We start from the raw sequence: 14,719 nt of genomic DNA on the forward strand, positions 1-14,719 counted from the left end.
GGTGCAGTTAGGCGTCCGGTTCCTCCGGCGTAAGGGCCGGATGCGCTTTCCGCAGCGACGCAGGCGCGATCTTGCGCCAGCGTCGGGTCAGCGCCGAGCGCAGCCAGGCGGGATCGACGCTTTCGATGCGCGCCAGCAGAATAGGATGCGGCCGGTGGTGATCGGTGACCACAAAGGTGTCAGGCTCCGCCTCGGCCAGCATGTCGCGCTGGTCGAGGCTGTCCAGCTGGACCACCAGGCAGTCGGGCGCGTCGGGCCAGAACCAGGTAAAGAACTTGCCCCGCACCTTGTACGAGGGATGACCATAGGAGACCGCCGTCTCCGCGCCCGGAAAGGACATCAGCAGGGCGTGGACATCGTCCCGTGTCACGGCGCGATCAGCTCCACCTCGGGGAAATAGGTCCTGTAGCGTGCTGCGTCGCGCGTCAGCAGCCGGTGGCCGCGGACCAGCGCGTGCGCGCCGATGAAGAAGTCGGGCAGGGGCGCGCTGCGGGCGCCGCCTCGGCGACGATAGGTCTGGAACGCCTTGCCGGCCGCGAACGCGGCCTCGAACGGCAGGGCTTCGCGCTCCAACAGCGCAAGCATGGCGTCCACGTCGGCTGGATCGGTGAACGGGATCGACACTTCCGCATAGATGATCGGGTCGATCAGCAGGACTTCGCCTCCGTCGACGAGTCGTTCCACCTGTTCGATCGACCAAACCCGCCAGTCCGACGTGCGGTCGATCAGGTCGATAAGGACATTGCTGTCGACAAGAACGCTCATTCGCCGCGCGTCAGCGCCATGACTTCGTCGGCGCTCATCGTGAGCCGGTCACCGAAACCGGCCATGTGCTCGGTCAACCGCCTGCCGCGACCGCCAGTCCGTTCGCCGCTGCGCACCACGGTCACGACGTTGCCGTCGTAGTGAAAGTCCACTTCGGTATGCGGCAGCAGCCCCGCCTGTGCGCGGATGTCGGCGGGGATGGTGACCTGGCCTTTCGACGTGATGCGCATTGTATTACCTCTCGGTCGAGAAGGTAATACTCCCCGCCTCAACCCGCAACTCAGTAAGCCAGCGCGATCCCATCCTTGCGCATCTCGGTGGCGGCGCCGTAGGTCCAGCGGCCGTCCGGGTTCTGCTGGCGCATGACATTCTGGTAGCCGCCGAAGCCGCCGTCCGGCGGTCCCAGCGTCCAGCCCATGGCGCGCAGCTGCGCCTTGGTCGCTTCCGGCACGCCGCTCTCGAGGTGCAGCACGCCCGCGCCTTCCTGCGGCTGGCCGGTTGGTTCGGACGAGCCGTAGTGCTGCCAGCGCGGGGCGTCCCCGGCCTCCTGCGCATCGAGGCCGTAATCCACCATGTTGATGACGATTTGCGCCTGGCCCTGCGGCTGCATGCCGCCGCCCATGACGCCGAACGCCATCCACGGCTCGCCATCCTTGACCGTGAAGCCGGGAATGATGGTCTGGAACGGCCGCTTGCCCGGCGCATAGACGTTCGGGTGACCGTCGGTCAGGGCGAACAGCTCGCCCCTGTCCTGGAACATGAAGCCCAGCGGCTGGCCCTGGCCGTCATCCGGAACCAGGCCCGAGCCCATGCCGCGATAGTTGGACTGGATCCAGCTGACCATCATCCCGTCCTTGTCGGCCACGCTGAAATAGGTGGTGTCCCCGTGGTGCGGGGCGTCGCCGGGCATGACGCGATCCATGATCCGGTCGGGCCGGATCAGCCGCGCCCGCTCGGCCGCATAGGCCTTGGAGTTCAGCCACTCGACCGGAATGTCGGAAAAGCGCGGATCGGCGAAGTAGCGGGCGCGGTCCTCGAACGCCAGCCGCTTGGCCTCGGCCTGGACGTGCAGCGACGCCGCCGACTGGAACCCCATGCCCTTCAGGTCGAACTGCTCGCAGATGTTCAGGATCTGGTTGGTCGACAGCCCTTGCGTGTTCGGTCCCAGCCCATAGACCTCGACCCCGCGATAGTCGGTGCGGATCGGCTCGACCCATTCGGTGCTGTGTGCGGCCAAGTCGGCGCGGGTCAGCCAGCCGCCGATGCGGCGGAAGTAGCCCTCCATCTGCTCGGCCAGCGGCCCCTCGTAGAAGGCGTCGCGCCCGCCCTCGGCGATCATCCTCAGCGTCTTGCCGAGGAACGGGTTGGCGAACATCTGCCCGACCTTGGGCGTCGCCCCGCCGGGCGCATAGACGCGCTTTCGGTTGTCGTTCTCCTCGATCGGGATGCGGCCGCGGTCAAAGGCGGCCATGTTGCGTTCGAGGTAGTAGGCGATGACCTGCGGGACGGGCGCGCCCTGTTCGCACAACTCGGCCACCGGCAGCAGCACCTCCTTCCACGGCAGCTTGCCGTAGCGCTGGTGCGCGCTCCACCAGGCGTCCACCGTGCCCGGCACGTTGACGGTGACGGCGCCGTAGCGCGGCAAATAGCCGTCGATGGCCCTGGACCGCGCGGTCTCCAGGCTCAAACCGCGCGGGCTGTTCCCCGAACCGTTGAAGCCGACGACCTTTCGCAGCTTCGGGTCCCACAGCATGCAGAAGGCGTCGCCGCCGATGCCGTTGGCCACGGGCTCCAGAAAGCCCAGGGCCGCATTGATGGCGATGGCCGCATCGATGGCCGAGCCTCCGCGCCGGAGGGTGTCGATTCCGATCAGCGTCGCCGTCGGGTGCGCGGTCGCCGCCGCGCCGTTCGCACCCCAGACGGTGGAGCGACCGGCGAACTTCGGTCCGGTTATCCGGTCGCCGATGCCGATGCCGGCGTAAGGATCGGGGCGGGCCGGAGCCGGTGCGGCCTCGGTCGGACGGCCGGGCGCGGGCGGTTGTCCCGTCTGAGCCTTCGCAGCCCCGGTGGACAGCGCACCGGCCGCCAGGGCGCTGGAGGGCAGGGCGGACAAAAAGGTGCGGCGATGCATGGCGGGCTCCTCAAGGCGGCAAGGGGCCATCAAGAACCGGATGCGTCCTCTCCGGCAAGGCTGCGGGCAAAGAAAAAGGCCGCGTCCCGAAAGGAACGCGGCCCTGATCCTTGGAGAAGAGGCGAGAGCCTATTCGATGTCTTCGTTCAGCAGGCCGACCTTGAAGAAGCCGTTGGCCTGCATGGAGTTCATCACTTCCATGAACTGCTCGTACTTCACTTCCGGCTGAGCGCGCACGAACACACGCTCCTCGCGGCAGGCGCCGCCGCCCAGAGCCGCGCAGACGGCTTGCGGCAGGTTGGCGAGCTGGATCTCGTCCTGGGCGATGTAGATCTGACCCGATTCCTGGATGGTGATGTACACCGGTTCCTTCATCTCGGTCGGGGTCGTCGGCGGCACGGCCGGCGGCAGGTCCAGGCGGATCGACACGGTGGCCAGCGGCGCGGCGACCATGAAGATGATCAGCAGCACCAGCATGATGTCGACGAACGGCGTGACGTTGATGTCCGCGTTCTGCTGGATGGTCTTGCCGCCCTGGCCGCCCGGCCCGGAAAGTTTGGCGCCCATGTCGTGACGTCTCCGAAATCTGTGGCCGGCCTGATCGGCTGGCGCTGAAACAATCCTCGAACCGTGTCTTGGCGTCCCTTAACCGGCTTGTAAAGCGGTCTCGTCGCCGCGCCGGAGATTCAGCCGCGCGCCAGCTTCAGGAACCGGTCGGCCAGCTGCGGATCGGCCTTGAACGCCCCGGTGAAGCGCGTCGTCAGGGTCGAGACATGCCGGTGATGCACCCCGCGCGTCGTCATGCACTGGTGCGCCGCATCGACCAGCACCGCCACGCCGCGCGGCTGCAGGTGCGATTCGATGGCGTCCACGATGTCGTTGGTCAGGGTTTCCTGGTTCTGCAGGCGCCGCGCGAAGATCTCCACCACCCGCGCCAGCTTGGAGATGCCCACGACCTTCTCGCCCGGCAGATAGGCGACATAGGCCTTGCCCAGGAACGGGGCGAGGTGGTGCTCGCAATGGCTTTCCACCTCGATGTCGCGCAGGATGACCATGTCGTCATAGCCCTGCACGTCCTCGAACGTCCGGCTCAGTTCCTTGCCCGCATCGGCCGCATAGCCGTCGAACCATTCGCCATAGGCGTCGACCACCCGCTTGGGCGTGTCGATCAGGCCGGGGCGCGCGGGGTCGTCGCCGGCCCATGCGATCAGCGTCCGCACCGCCTCCAGCGCCTGCTCGCGGGTGGGGCGCTGGACCGGGCTGTCGGTGCTGACCAGAACGGGCTTGGCGGGAACAGGGGTCATGCGACGATCCAGACGCGCGGGGCCCAAAAAGCGCCCGCCGCTTGCGGTTTCACAATCCGACGGGACTGTTTATCAGGCCGCTATATGGGACAGAGCCTCCGTCCCGCAAGAAAACGCAAAGCCGTTCCTCGATGCCGCTGCACATCCACGACACCCTGCGCCGTGAAAAGCGCCCCTTCGAACCGCGCGATCCGAGCCGGGTGACCCTCTATGTCTGCGGCCCCACGGTCTACGACTACGCCCACATCGGCAATGCGCGGCCGCCGGTCGTGTTCGACGTTCTGGTGCGGCTGCTGCGCCGCACCTATCCGCAGGTGATCTACGCCCGCAACGTCACCGACGTGGACGACAAGATCAATCAAAAGGCCTCGCGCGAGGGCGTCCCGATAGGCGAGGTCACGGCCCGCTACGAGGCGGCCTATCTGGAGGACATGAAGCGGCTGAACGTGTCCCCGCCGGACATCACGCCTCATGTGACCGACTACATCCCCGCCATCGTCGATCAGATCGGGGCCATCATCGACGCCGGCTGCGCCTATGCGGCCGAGGGGCATGTGCTGTTCGACGTCTCCTCCTATCCGTCCTACGGCGCGCTGTCGGGCCGGAACCTGGACGACATGATCGCCGGCGCCCGCGTCGAGGTGGCGCCCTACAAGAAGAACCCGCACGATTTCGTGCTGTGGAAGCCGTCCAAGGCTGACGAGCCGTCGTGGCCTTCCCCCTGGGGCGAGGGTCGCCCCGGCTGGCACATCGAATGCTCGGCCATGATCGAACAGACGCTGGGCCTGCCCATCGACATTCACGGCGGCGGCATCGACCTGGTGTTCCCGCACCACGAGAACGAGATCGCTCAAGGCGTCTGCGCCCACGGCTGCGCCACGAAAGACCAGGCGCACGACGAATACGCCCGCTACTGGATGCACAACGGCTTTCTGACCGTGGACGCCGAGAAGATGTCCAAGTCGGTCGGCAACGTCCTGTTGCTACACGATCTGGTGCAGGCGATGCCGGGCGAGGTGGTGCGCTGGGCGCTGCTGTCCGCTCACTATCGACAGCCGCTGGACTGGAACCAGGCTCTGCTGGACCAGAGCCGCAAGGCGCTGGACCGGCTGTATGGAGCGCTGCACCGTTCGGCGGACGTGCAGGCGGCGGAGGTCGGTCCGCCGGCCGACTTCCTGAAATCCGTCGAGGACGACCTGAACACGCCGGGCGCCATGGCCAGCCTGTTCGCCCTGTCCAGCGAGATCGAACGCGGCATGACGGCCGGCGACCATGCGTCGGTGGCGGAGGCCAAGGGGCGGCTGATCGCCTGCGCCGCCATCCTGGGCGTGTTGCAGTCCGATCCGGCCGCCTGGTTGGAAGGCCAGGTCTCCGATGACCTGCGCGCCGAGGTCGAGGTGCTGCTGGAGCAACGCGCCTCAGCCCGCGCCGCCAAGGACTGGCCCGAAGCCGACCGCATCCGCGACCGCCTGAACGCCCTGAACGTCGTCGTCATGGACGGCCCACAAGGCGCGACCTGGCGGATGAAGGGGTAGGGCGTCTTTCTCCTCCCCATGCAATGGGGAGGGGGACCGCGCAGCGGTGGAGGGGTTGTTGCCGCCGCGCCACCCCCTCCGTCACGGCGCAAGCGCGCCGCGCCACCTCCCCATCGCCGATGGGGAGGAGAGGAGACCAGCCTTCTCCCTCCCCGAACGGGGAGGGAGAAGCTCCCCATACCTCCCACTCTCCCCGTCACCCTCGGGCCGTCGCGTCGCTCGCACGCGAGCTTTGTCTCCACCCGAGGGTCCAGACTCCCGGTCTCGGCCGGTTCGCACCGGGAGTCTGGATCCTCGCCACAAGGGCGAGGATGACGGGAATAAAGTCGCAGGCAGCGCATCAGCGGTGACGAACGCCACGGAAACAATGGCCTACGCCTTCCTCTCCCCGACTTCCCCGCCTGGGTTCAAACTCGTGCCACCCTGCATCGGTCTCGTCGCACTGGAGGGCTCGCCTGGCCTGCGACCTTGCGAGCGGCGGGAGCGGATGGAGCGGGAGGGGTTCGGTCTTGTCGGCCGGACCCCGCCGGCGTCGGGGATCGCCCCGAAGTCGGAGGGTCGGGGGGATACTCGGCCGGTCCGGGGACAGCCTCGCAGGGCTGCCTGCCCGCCGCAGGCTTATGGGGTTAGGCGATAAGACCGCCACCATCCTCCGCCCCGAGCTTGCAGCCAACCACCCGCGCGGGGCGTCAGCTTTCGTCGAAACGGTAACCACTACCCACACTCCGGGCGAAGGCCCGGCGCTCCGCCCGCCCTCCAACCTCGCACCGGCCTCGGCCGCTGCGGGGCCGAAGTCGTGGCCGTCACCCCGCGCGGTTCTTCACCAGATCGTCCACCACCGACGGATCGGCCAGGGTGGAGGTGTCGCCCAGCGCGCCGATGTCGTTCTCCGCGATCTTGCGCAGGATGCGGCGCATGATCTTGCCCGAGCGGGTCTTGGGCAGGCCCGGCGCCCACTGGATCACGTCCGGCGCGGCGATGGGGCCGATCTCCTTGCGGACATGGGCGATCAGTCCGCGCCGCAGATCCTCCGTCGGTTCGACGCCGGTGTTCAGAGTGACGTAGGCGTAGATGCCCTGGCCCTTGATGTCGTGGGGAAAGCCGACCACCGCCGCCTCGGCTACGTCGTCGTGCAGCACCAGGGCGGACTCGACCTCGGCGGTGCCCATGCGGTGGCCCGAGACGTTGATCACATCGTCCACCCGGCCGGTGATCCAGTAATAGCCGTCCTCGTCCCGGCGGCAGCCGTCGCCGGTGAAATACTTGCCCGGATAGGTCGAGAAATAGGTGTCGAAGAACCGCTGATGATCGCCGTACACAGTGCGCATCTGGCCCGGCCAGCTGTCGGTGATGACGAGGTTTCCGGACGCAGCGCCGTCCAGCACGCCGCCTTCCCCATCGACCAGCTGCAGCTCCACCCCCGGCAGCGGCTTGGTCGCCGATCCGGGCTTCAGGGCAGTGGCGCCCGGCAGGGGCGAGACCAGGATGCCGCCCGTCTCGGTCTGCCACCAGGTGTCCACGATGGGCAGTCGGCCTTCGCCCACCACCTCGTGGTACCAGCGCCAGGCCTCCGGGTTGATCGGCTCTCCCACCGTGCCCAGCAGGCGCAAGCTGGCGCGCGAACTGGCCTTCACCGGCCCGTCGCCCTCTCGCATCAGGGCCCGCAGGGCGGTGGGCGCGGTGTAGAAGATATCGACCTTGTGCTTGTCGATGACCTCCCAGAACCGGCTGACGGTCGGATAGTTTGGCACGCCCTCGAACATCAGGCTGGTCGCCCCGTTCGCCAGCGGCCCGTAGACGACGTACGAGTGACCCGTCACCCAGCCCACGTCGGCGGTGCACCAGAAGACTTCGCCGGGGCGATAGTCGAACACCAGCTCGTGCGTCCACGCCGCCCAGAACAGATAGCCGCCGGTGGTGTGCAGCACCCCCTTGGGCTTTCCGGTCGAGCCGGAGGTGTAGAGAATGAACAGCGGATCCTCGGCGTTCATCGGCTCTGGCGGGCAGTCGGCCTCCACCTCGGCCGCTTCGGCCGCATAGTCGAAATCGCGTCCGGCCTGCATCGGCACGTCCGCGCCGGTGCGGCGGACAACCAGCACGGCGTCGACCGACACCTTCTCCAAAGCGGCGTCGACATTGGCCTTCAGCGGCACAGACTTGCCGCCGCGCAGGCCCTCGTCGGCGGTGATCACCAGGGTCGAGCCGCAATCCTCGATCCGGCCGCACAGGCTGTCGGGCGAAAAGCCGCCGAACACCACCGAGTGCACCGCCCCGATCCGCGCGCACGCCAGCATCGCGTAGGCGGCCTCCGAGATCATCGGCAGATAGAGGGTGACGCGGTCGCCTTTCCGGACGCCGTGGCGTTTCAGCACATTGGCCATGCGGCACACTTGGGCGTGCAGTTCGCCGTAGGTGATGGCGCGGCTGTCCGCCGGATCGTCCCCTTCCCACAGGATGGCGGTCTCGTCCGCGCGGTGCGGCAGATGCCGGTCGATGCAGTTGGCCGAGACGTTCAGCATCCCGTCGGCGAACCAGCGGATGCGGAAGTCGTCCTTGTTGAACGACACGTCCTTGATCTCGGTCGGAGACTGGATCCAGTCGAGCCGCGCCGCCTGCTCGGCCCAGAAAGCGTCCGGCGCATTGCGGGCGGCCGTCCGCGCCGCCTCATAGGCCGCGGCGTCCATGTGGGCGCGGGCCGCCGCTTCGTTGGAAACCGGGTAGATTTCGGAATTTGGCTGCATGATCCTCACCTTCATCGACATCGACCAACATCCGCAACGGTTGAAAAGCTGCAAGAGCCCGCAGGTCGCCTTTGGTGCGGCCGCTCGTCAGTTCGGTTCGGCCGCCGTGTCGATGCGCGCCACCACCGACATGCCGGGGCTGAGGCGCTCGGCCAGCGGCTGGTTCGGCTCGATCCGGACGCGCACCGGGATGCGCTGGGCCACCTTGGTGAAATTGCCGGTGGCGTTGTCCGGCCGGATCACGCTGAACTCCGACCCTGTCGCCGGCGAGATGCGCTCGACCCGACCACGCAGCGCCTGACGACCCAGCGCATCTATGCTGAGCTCGACCGGCTGGCCGACGCGGATGTTGCGCATCTGGGTCTCCTTCATGTTGGCGACCACCCAGACCGCGTCGGGCACCAGGCCCATCAGCTGGGTCCCGGCGGTGACGTACTGGCCCTGGCGCACGCCGATTTCGCCCAGCCGGCCGGCTCTGGGCGCGGTGATGCGGGTGTTGGCCAGGTCGATCTCGGCCAGGCGCACGGCGGCGCGCGCGTTCTCGACCGCCGCGACCAGGCTTTCGCGGCTTACCACGGCCGAGGTGACGCCGGTCTCTGCGATGCTTTCGGCGGCGCGAGCTTGGGCGACTTGGGCCTGGGCCGAGCGCAGGGCGGCCTCGGCGATGTCGACATTGGCCTGGGCGACCCAGCCGCCGGCCTTCAGGGTGCGGGCGCGGTTGGCGTCGGCCTGGGCTCTCGCCAGCGTCGCCTCGGCCCCGGCGATGGAGGCGCGCTGCTGGGCCACCGAGCCGCGCGCCGAGGCCTGGCTCTGCGCCGAGTTGGACAGCGCGGCTTGAGCCGAATGCAGCGAGGCCTGCGCCTGCTCCAGCCGCTGGCGATAGATGCGGTCGTCGATCTGGACCAGCACCTGACCCGCCTGCACGACCTGATAATCCTGAACCGCCACCTCGGTCGCATAGCCGGCGACCTGCGGGCTGATCAGCGTCACCTGGCCGCGCACATAGGCGTTGTCGGTGGTCTGCACCCCGCTGGCGAAGGGCGGCAGCTTCCAGGCGTAGAGCACCAGCAGGACGCCAACGACGGCCACGCCGGCGATGATGGCGGTCCAGAGGATGCGCTTTTTCGGTTCCGGCGTGGTGGCGGCAGGAGCGGGAGCAGGAGGGGCGGTGTCGGTCATGGCGGGCTCGTTCAGTCGGCGGCGGCGACGGCCGCGGCTTGCGCGGCCTCGTCGTTGCGGGCGGCGCGTCGCGCCTTCCAGCGCGGACGCAGATGGTTGATCGTCACCCACAGGCATCCCAAGGCGGCCAGCGCCGAGATCATCAGGAAGACGTCGTTGTAGGCGAGGACATTGGCCTGCTGCGCCACCTGCTGGCTCAACAGCTGCACCCCCTCGGCCTGACGCAGGGCGGGGTCGGTCAGGGTGCGGCCATAGGCGGCCGACAGTTGCTGGAGGCGCTGCACCACCTGAGGATCCGTCAGGGTGATCCCTTCCGCCAACTGGCTGGAGTGAAACTTCTCGCGCATGACCTGAACGGTTCCGGTCAGGGCCGAGCCGGCCAGCCCGCCCACGTTCTGAAGCAGCGAGAACATGACAATGAAGCTGATGAAGTGCTGCTTGCCCTGCTGAAGCACCTTGGTGATGCCGATCATCAGCGCCGGTCCGATGAACATGGCCGAGGCGAAGCCGATCAGGGCCTGGCTGAAATAGAGGTTCACCGGCCGCGTCAGCCCGGTGGAATGGCTGTCGATAAAGGCGCCGACGGCGATCAGGGCGAGAGCGATGGCGATCGGCTTGTTCAGCTTGTTGAGGTTCAGGGTGAAGGCGCTGACCAGGGTGCCCGCTGCGACCGAGATCAGGATAACGACAAACAGGCCGTGCAGCTGATCCGGTCCGAGCCCCACCACCTGAAGAAAGCCCACCGCGCCCGCCGTTTGTTCGGACAGGACGATGCGCAGCAGCAGAACGGCGCCCAGCAACCGCAACAGGTCTGCGCCCGCCAGCCAGCGGGTGTTGATCAGCGGCGTACGCCGGTTGTGCTCCACGATCACCGCCAGCGTCAGCAGCACAATGGCGCCGACCAGCGCCCAGCCGATCCAGGCGGCCTGCGTCCACCAGACGATGCGGCCGAGGCCCAGCACCGCGCACAGCAGCGCCACGCCCGGCGCGAACAGGGCGAAGGTGACGAAGTCCAGCCGGTCGAACACTCTGAACCGCTGCGACAGCGGGAGCTTCAGAAGGATCGTCGCGGCCCAGCACATCAGGGCCAGGCCCATCTCGAGCAGATACACCGCCCGCCATTCGCCGATCTGCAGCAGGTGCGGAACCGTCAGGCGAGCCAGCGGCACGGCGAAACCCGCCAGGCCGATGCCGAGGATCAGTCCCTTCAGCCGATGGGCCGGAGGAAAGGCCTGGATCAGATAAAGAAATCCCAGACTGGTCAGCGGCGCGGCCGCTATGCCCGCCGCTGCCCGGCTGGCCAGCGCCCAGCCGTAATCGTGCGCGAACAGCGAGGCGAAGGTCACCAGCACGAACAGCGCCAGCGCGATCTGGGTGAACAGGCGCAGGCCGTACTGCATGCGGAACTTGACCAGGATCAGGTTCATGCAGGCGTTGGTCATCACAAAGACGACCGGCAGCCAGGCCGCCTCGAACGGCGTGATGCCGAGGGCGCCTTGAAGATTCTGCAGATTGGCGGTCACCGCCGCATTGCCGAAGCTGCCAGTCATGGCGACTAGCAGCCCGGTCAGGGCGTATTGCAGCCGCCGGCGTGTCGGATGCGCGGGCGTCGCCGGCGATCCGGGGAACATCGGCATCTCGTGCGGCTGCAGGGTGGCGGCGTAGGCCTCCCAGGCCGGGTCGTGGCGCGGCTTCATTGGGGCCTCGCGCGGAGGCCGTCTAGGATGATGGCGCGAGTGCGCAGGCTAACCGCCTCTCGCTCGGCGGCGTCCGCGTTCTGGAAGCCGGAGGCCAGAAGCGTCGCGATCAGCCGCACGTCCATGGGACCCAGATCCTTTCGCACGAGCCCGGCGGCCTGTGCGCGTGCAAGAGGGGCTGCGCCTGCCTCCGCCAGCTTGGATCGAAGCGGCGTCAGCGCGTCAGGAGACCGCACCGTTCGCAACACGCCGGACAGGCCGGCGTTCCGGATCAGCAGCGCGGCCAGCTCGTCCAGGAACCAGAAGAAGACTTCCGGCGCATCGCCCTGCTCGACTGTACGGCGATGCAGGTCCTCGACGCCGTCGATCAGCACGGCCAGCACCAGTTCGGTCCGGTCCGCGAAGTGACGATAGAGCGTTGCGCGGCCTACGCCTGCACGTTCCGCGATGAGGTCCAGCGGCGCCTCCAGCCCCTGTTCGGCCAGCACATCCCTTGCCGCGTGCAGCAGGGCGGTGCGGTTCTGGACAACATCCTTGCGGGCGGGGCGGCTCATGCAAAACAAAGTGGACATCCATGTCCGTTTCGCAAGGGTGCGGCCTGCTGTCGCAGCGAAAAAGACGCGCGGCGGCTTACATGAAGGGCCGCAGTCGTCCGCGTTCAGCGCCGCACCCCAGCACTGCGCCTTCGGCGCAGGCGCCCGGGACAGCGCCGGCGAGCCACAGCAGTTTGGCTAGAGCCGCTTGTCCAGCACCACAAAGGACAGCGGCTCGAGCGGCAGGCCGAAGCGAGGATCGTTCATCGGGAAGGGGCGGCTCTCTCCGGTCAGGCGGTAGCCGCGCCGCTCGTACCAGGCGATCAGTTCGCGGCGCTGGGCGATGACGGTCATCTCGATGCGGCGAGCGCGCAAGGCGGCGCGGGCCAGGTCTTCCGCCGCCGCCAGCACCTGACGACCCAGTCCGCCGGCCTGACGGTCGGGATCGACCGTCAGCATGCCGAGATAGGCGAGGCCGGCGCCCAAGTCCACGACCTGGACACAGCCGATCACGTCGCCGTCCTTTTCGGCCATCAGCAGCACGCGCGCCGGATCGGCGATCAGGGCCGCCAGCTCGGCCGCGTCGGTGCGCTGACCGTCCAAGAGGTCGGCCTCGTGCGTCCAGCCTGCGCGCGCCGTCTCGCCGCGATAGGCCCGCTCGCTCAGCGGGTGCAGGCGCGCGATGTCGCCTGCCGTGGCCGGGCGAAAGGCGAGGGGGCTCAACGCCGGACGCCCAGCTCCTGCACCAGGCCATCCATGCCGTAGACGTCGCGCAGCGCCGTCGTCACCGCGCCCGTGGTCACGATCACGCTGCGGTTCACCGCCCGGTCGTAGCCATAGGCGTTGCGCTGGCTCAGCACGGTCGAGTCGAAGTTGGCCCCGACGATCTCGCCCCGCGCATTGATGGCCGGCGAGCCGGACGAGCCGCCGATGGTGTCGGTGGACAGGGCCATGTTCAGCACCGTGTCGCCGTCGATCCGGTCCTTGGCCGCCAGGAGTTTGGGCGCGACGTCGAAGGGCGCGGCGGCCGTCGCGCGGTCCCACAGGCCGTCGAAGGTGGTGAAGGCGCCCCAGCGCTGGCCGGGCACGTCCGAGCCTTCGATCCGGCCATAGGTCAGGCGCAGGGTGCCGGTGGCGTCCGGATAGACGCTGTCGCCATAGACGGCGAAGCGGGCGGCGGCGAGCTGTTCGGAGGCGCGGTCGGTCGGGGCCTGGACCTTTTCCTCCCATTCGGCGCGAACGGTGCGGGCCGCGGCGTCAGTCCGCAGCACATGCTGGATCAGCGGGTCGCTCGAGGCCTGGATGGCGGGCAGGCCGCCCTCCCACAGGGCGCGGCGCGCGGCCGGATCGCCGAGGGTCGAGCCTTCGACCAGCCGCGCCGACAGCGCTTCGGGGCTCTCCTGGCCCAGAAGGCCGCGCACGCGCGGATCATCGACGGTCAGCCATTCGCGCGTCTTGGACAGCCACCATTCCAGCTGCACCTGCTCCAGCGCCGGATAGACGGGGCGTTCGGCCAGAATGCGCTGCTCGAGCGCGGGCAGGCGGCTGTCGGCGAACTCGGCCAGGCGCTCGGCGCTGGGCTTGGCGCGTTCCTGCGCGGCGCGCACCAGGGTCACGGCGGCCCCGTACAGCGACGAGCCGCCGCCCGCGCGTCCTTCCAGCAGGCTGTAGGCCGGATAGAGCTCGCGCTGGATCGGCTGCACGGCCTCCAGCGCGGCCCAGGGATCGCCAGACGAGGCCAGTGCCGGGTCGGCGGCGACCCGTTGACGGAAATCGGTTTCGGCCTCGGCCAGGCGGCCGGTGAAGGCGGCGTCGATCAGGGCGGCCTGGCGTCCGCGTCCGCGCTTGTAGGTGTTCTCCAGGCCCACGATCGGGTCCATTGCGATAAAGGCGTTCTGCTCGCTCTCTTCCGAGAAGCGGATCAGCCGGCCGCGCAGTTCGGAGGCGATCAGCTGGTCCATAGGCAGGACCACGTCGCGCACGGTGGACAGCTGCGCCTGGGTCAGAAGGCGCTGGGTCGCGCCGGGATTGCCGGACACGAACACCGGCTCGCCCTCGGTCGGCCGCTCGGCGTTCCAGGTGAAGTGGACGGGCGTCTCGACCGGCTTGCCGTCCTCGTACAGGCGGATAAAGGCCGCATCGATGGCGAAGCGCGGGAAGGAGAAGTTGTCCAGGTCGCCGCCGAAGGTCGCCGCGCGATCCTCGGGCGCAAAGGCTAGGCGCACGTCGGTGTAGCGCCGGAAGGTGTAGAGCTTGAACTGGCCGCCGCGATACAGGCTGACCACCTGGCAGCGGACTTTCGCATCGCCCGCGCAGCCTTCGCTCTCGATCCGGCCGGCCTCCGCATCGCGCGCCTGGGTGAAGGCCTGGCCGGACAGACCCTCGCCGGCCTTTTGCATCCGCTCGGTCACGTCGGAAATGTCGGTCAGGATTTCGGCGGAGGCGCCGGGGCAGCGGCGCTCCTCTTCGCGTGTCCTGGGCGTGAAGCCCGTCTCGGCGTAGTTGACCTGCGGCGTGGACAGGTTGGCGACGCAGGTGGCCACGCAGTGGTTGTTGGTCATCACCAGCGCCTCGCCGGACACGAGGCCCGCCGAGCAGCCGCCGAACTTCACCGACGACATCCGCACCTTGTCGAGCCAGGCCTGGTCGATGGTTGTCCCCAGCGTCTGGTTGGCGCGCGCGATGGGGAAGTTGTCGAACGTCCACATGCCTTCTTCCGCGCTGGCCGAGGCGGCGGCGGCGAGGGCGAGAACGGCGGCGGAAGCGGCGAGGGCGAGACGCATGGGAAATCCTTTTCTCCTCCATGCTCGCGAAGAGAGCGGGGAGGTGGCGCG

At 68.4% G+C, this 14,719-nt stretch carries 13 protein-coding genes; 1 reads left to right on the top strand and 12 read right to left on the bottom strand.

From position 1 onward, the window contains the following. Window positions 1–7 precede the first annotated feature (7 nt). The 6 genes from KY493_RS02910 to folE form a co-directional block, all read right to left on the bottom strand. Window positions 8–370, bottom strand: coding sequence for an MmcQ/YjbR family DNA-binding protein (locus tag KY493_RS02910; RefSeq protein ID WP_219897503.1), 363 nt, complete (start codon window positions 368–370; stop codon window positions 8–10). Continuing rightward, window positions 367–765: a type II toxin-antitoxin system VapC family toxin gene (locus tag KY493_RS02915; protein WP_219897504.1), complete on the bottom strand. Its 399-nt coding sequence runs from the start codon at window positions 763–765 to the stop codon at window positions 367–369. The genes KY493_RS02910 and KY493_RS02915 overlap by 4 nt, the downstream gene beginning before the upstream one ends. After that, window positions 762–995 (bottom strand): AbrB/MazE/SpoVT family DNA-binding domain-containing protein, encoded by a 234-nt coding sequence (locus KY493_RS02920; protein ID WP_219897505.1) that lies wholly within the window; start codon window positions 993–995, stop codon window positions 762–764. The genes KY493_RS02915 and KY493_RS02920 overlap by 4 nt, the downstream gene beginning before the upstream one ends. A 50-nt stretch (window positions 996–1,045) precedes the next feature. Then, a complete protein-coding gene (locus KY493_RS02925; protein ID WP_219897506.1) occupies window positions 1,046–2,896 on the bottom strand; it encodes a gamma-glutamyltransferase family protein in 1,851 nt (616 codons plus the stop codon). A 129-nt stretch (window positions 2,897–3,025) separates the two neighbouring features. Continuing rightward, window positions 3,026–3,463, bottom strand: a complete 438-nt coding sequence (locus KY493_RS02930; protein ID WP_219897507.1) for a biopolymer transporter ExbD — start codon at window positions 3,461–3,463, stop codon at window positions 3,026–3,028. A gap of 119 nt (window positions 3,464–3,582) precedes the next feature. Beyond that, window positions 3,583–4,200 carry a GTP cyclohydrolase I FolE gene (gene folE / locus KY493_RS02935; protein WP_219897508.1) on the bottom strand — a complete coding sequence of 206 codons (618 nt, stop codon included), beginning with the start codon at window positions 4,198–4,200 and terminating at the stop codon, window positions 3,583–3,585. Between the two features lie 131 nt (window positions 4,201–4,331). Here folE and cysS point away from each other — a divergent pair, with 131 nt between their 5' ends. Next, window positions 4,332–5,735, top strand: a complete 1,404-nt coding sequence (gene cysS, locus KY493_RS02940; protein ID WP_219897509.1) for a cysteine--tRNA ligase — start codon at window positions 4,332–4,334, stop codon at window positions 5,733–5,735. A gap of 803 nt (window positions 5,736–6,538) precedes the next feature. Here cysS and acs read toward each other — a convergent pair. From acs to KY493_RS02970, 6 genes are all read right to left on the bottom strand, one after another. Further along, window positions 6,539–8,476 carry an acetate--CoA ligase gene (gene acs / locus KY493_RS02945; protein ID WP_219897510.1) on the bottom strand — a complete coding sequence of 646 codons (1,938 nt, stop codon included), beginning with the start codon at window positions 8,474–8,476 and terminating at the stop codon, window positions 6,539–6,541. A gap of 87 nt (window positions 8,477–8,563) precedes the next feature. Next, window positions 8,564–9,655 (bottom strand): HlyD family secretion protein, encoded by a 1,092-nt coding sequence (locus KY493_RS02950; protein WP_219897511.1) that lies wholly within the window; start codon window positions 9,653–9,655, stop codon window positions 8,564–8,566. An 11-nt stretch (window positions 9,656–9,666) separates the two neighbouring features. After that, window positions 9,667–11,352, bottom strand: coding sequence for an MFS transporter (locus tag KY493_RS02955; RefSeq protein ID WP_219897512.1), 1,686 nt, complete (start codon window positions 11,350–11,352; stop codon window positions 9,667–9,669). After that, window positions 11,349–11,924 carry a TetR/AcrR family transcriptional regulator gene (locus KY493_RS02960; protein ID WP_255567994.1) on the bottom strand — a complete coding sequence of 192 codons (576 nt, stop codon included), beginning with the start codon at window positions 11,922–11,924 and terminating at the stop codon, window positions 11,349–11,351. The genes KY493_RS02955 and KY493_RS02960 overlap by 4 nt, the downstream gene beginning before the upstream one ends. 159 nt (window positions 11,925–12,083) lie before the next feature. Further along, the gene (locus KY493_RS02965; RefSeq protein WP_219897513.1) at window positions 12,084–12,608 is read right to left on the bottom strand and encodes a GNAT family N-acetyltransferase; all 525 of its coding nucleotides are present in this window, start codon (window positions 12,606–12,608) and stop codon (window positions 12,084–12,086) included. Continuing rightward, window positions 12,605–14,668 carry a S46 family peptidase gene (locus KY493_RS02970; protein ID WP_219897514.1) on the bottom strand — a complete coding sequence of 688 codons (2,064 nt, stop codon included), beginning with the start codon at window positions 14,666–14,668 and terminating at the stop codon, window positions 12,605–12,607. The genes KY493_RS02965 and KY493_RS02970 overlap by 4 nt, the downstream gene beginning before the upstream one ends. Window positions 14,669–14,719 lie beyond the last annotated feature (51 nt).

The organism is Brevundimonas sp. PAMC22021, from assembly GCF_019443405.1.
Classification (GTDB): Bacteria; Pseudomonadota; Alphaproteobacteria; order Caulobacterales; family Caulobacteraceae; genus Brevundimonas.

What these genes read in the sequence shown, in the direction of transcription:
- KY493_RS02915 (WP_219897504.1), bottom strand. Translation starts at nt 765, where the DNA reads ATGAGCGTTCTTGTCGACAGCAATGTCCTTATCGACCTGATCGACCGC.
- KY493_RS02955 (WP_219897512.1), bottom strand. Translation starts at nt 11,352, where the DNA reads ATGAAGCCGCGCCACGACCCGGCCTGGGAGGCCTACGCCGCCACCCTG.
- KY493_RS02960 (WP_255567994.1), bottom strand. Translation starts at nt 11,924, where the DNA reads ATGTCCACTTTGTTTTGCATGAGCCGCCCCGCCCGCAAGGATGTTGTC.
- KY493_RS02970 (WP_219897514.1), bottom strand. Translation starts at nt 14,668, where the DNA reads ATGCGTCTCGCCCTCGCCGCTTCCGCCGCCGTTCTCGCCCTCGCCGCC.
- folE (WP_219897508.1), bottom strand. Translation starts at nt 4,200, where the DNA reads ATGACCCCTGTTCCCGCCAAGCCCGTTCTGGTCAGCACCGACAGCCCG.
- KY493_RS02930 (WP_219897507.1), bottom strand. Translation starts at nt 3,463, where the DNA reads ATGGGCGCCAAACTTTCCGGGCCGGGCGGCCAGGGCGGCAAGACCATC.
- KY493_RS02920 (WP_219897505.1), bottom strand. Translation starts at nt 995, where the DNA reads ATGCGCATCACGTCGAAAGGCCAGGTCACCATCCCCGCCGACATCCGC.
- acs (WP_219897510.1), bottom strand. Translation starts at nt 8,476, where the DNA reads ATGCAGCCAAATTCCGAAATCTACCCGGTTTCCAACGAAGCGGCGGCC.
- KY493_RS02950 (WP_219897511.1), bottom strand. Translation starts at nt 9,655, where the DNA reads ATGACCGACACCGCCCCTCCTGCTCCCGCTCCTGCCGCCACCACGCCG.
- KY493_RS02925 (WP_219897506.1), bottom strand. Translation starts at nt 2,896, where the DNA reads ATGCATCGCCGCACCTTTTTGTCCGCCCTGCCCTCCAGCGCCCTGGCG.
- cysS (WP_219897509.1), top strand. Translation starts at nt 4,332, where the DNA reads ATGCCGCTGCACATCCACGACACCCTGCGCCGTGAAAAGCGCCCCTTC.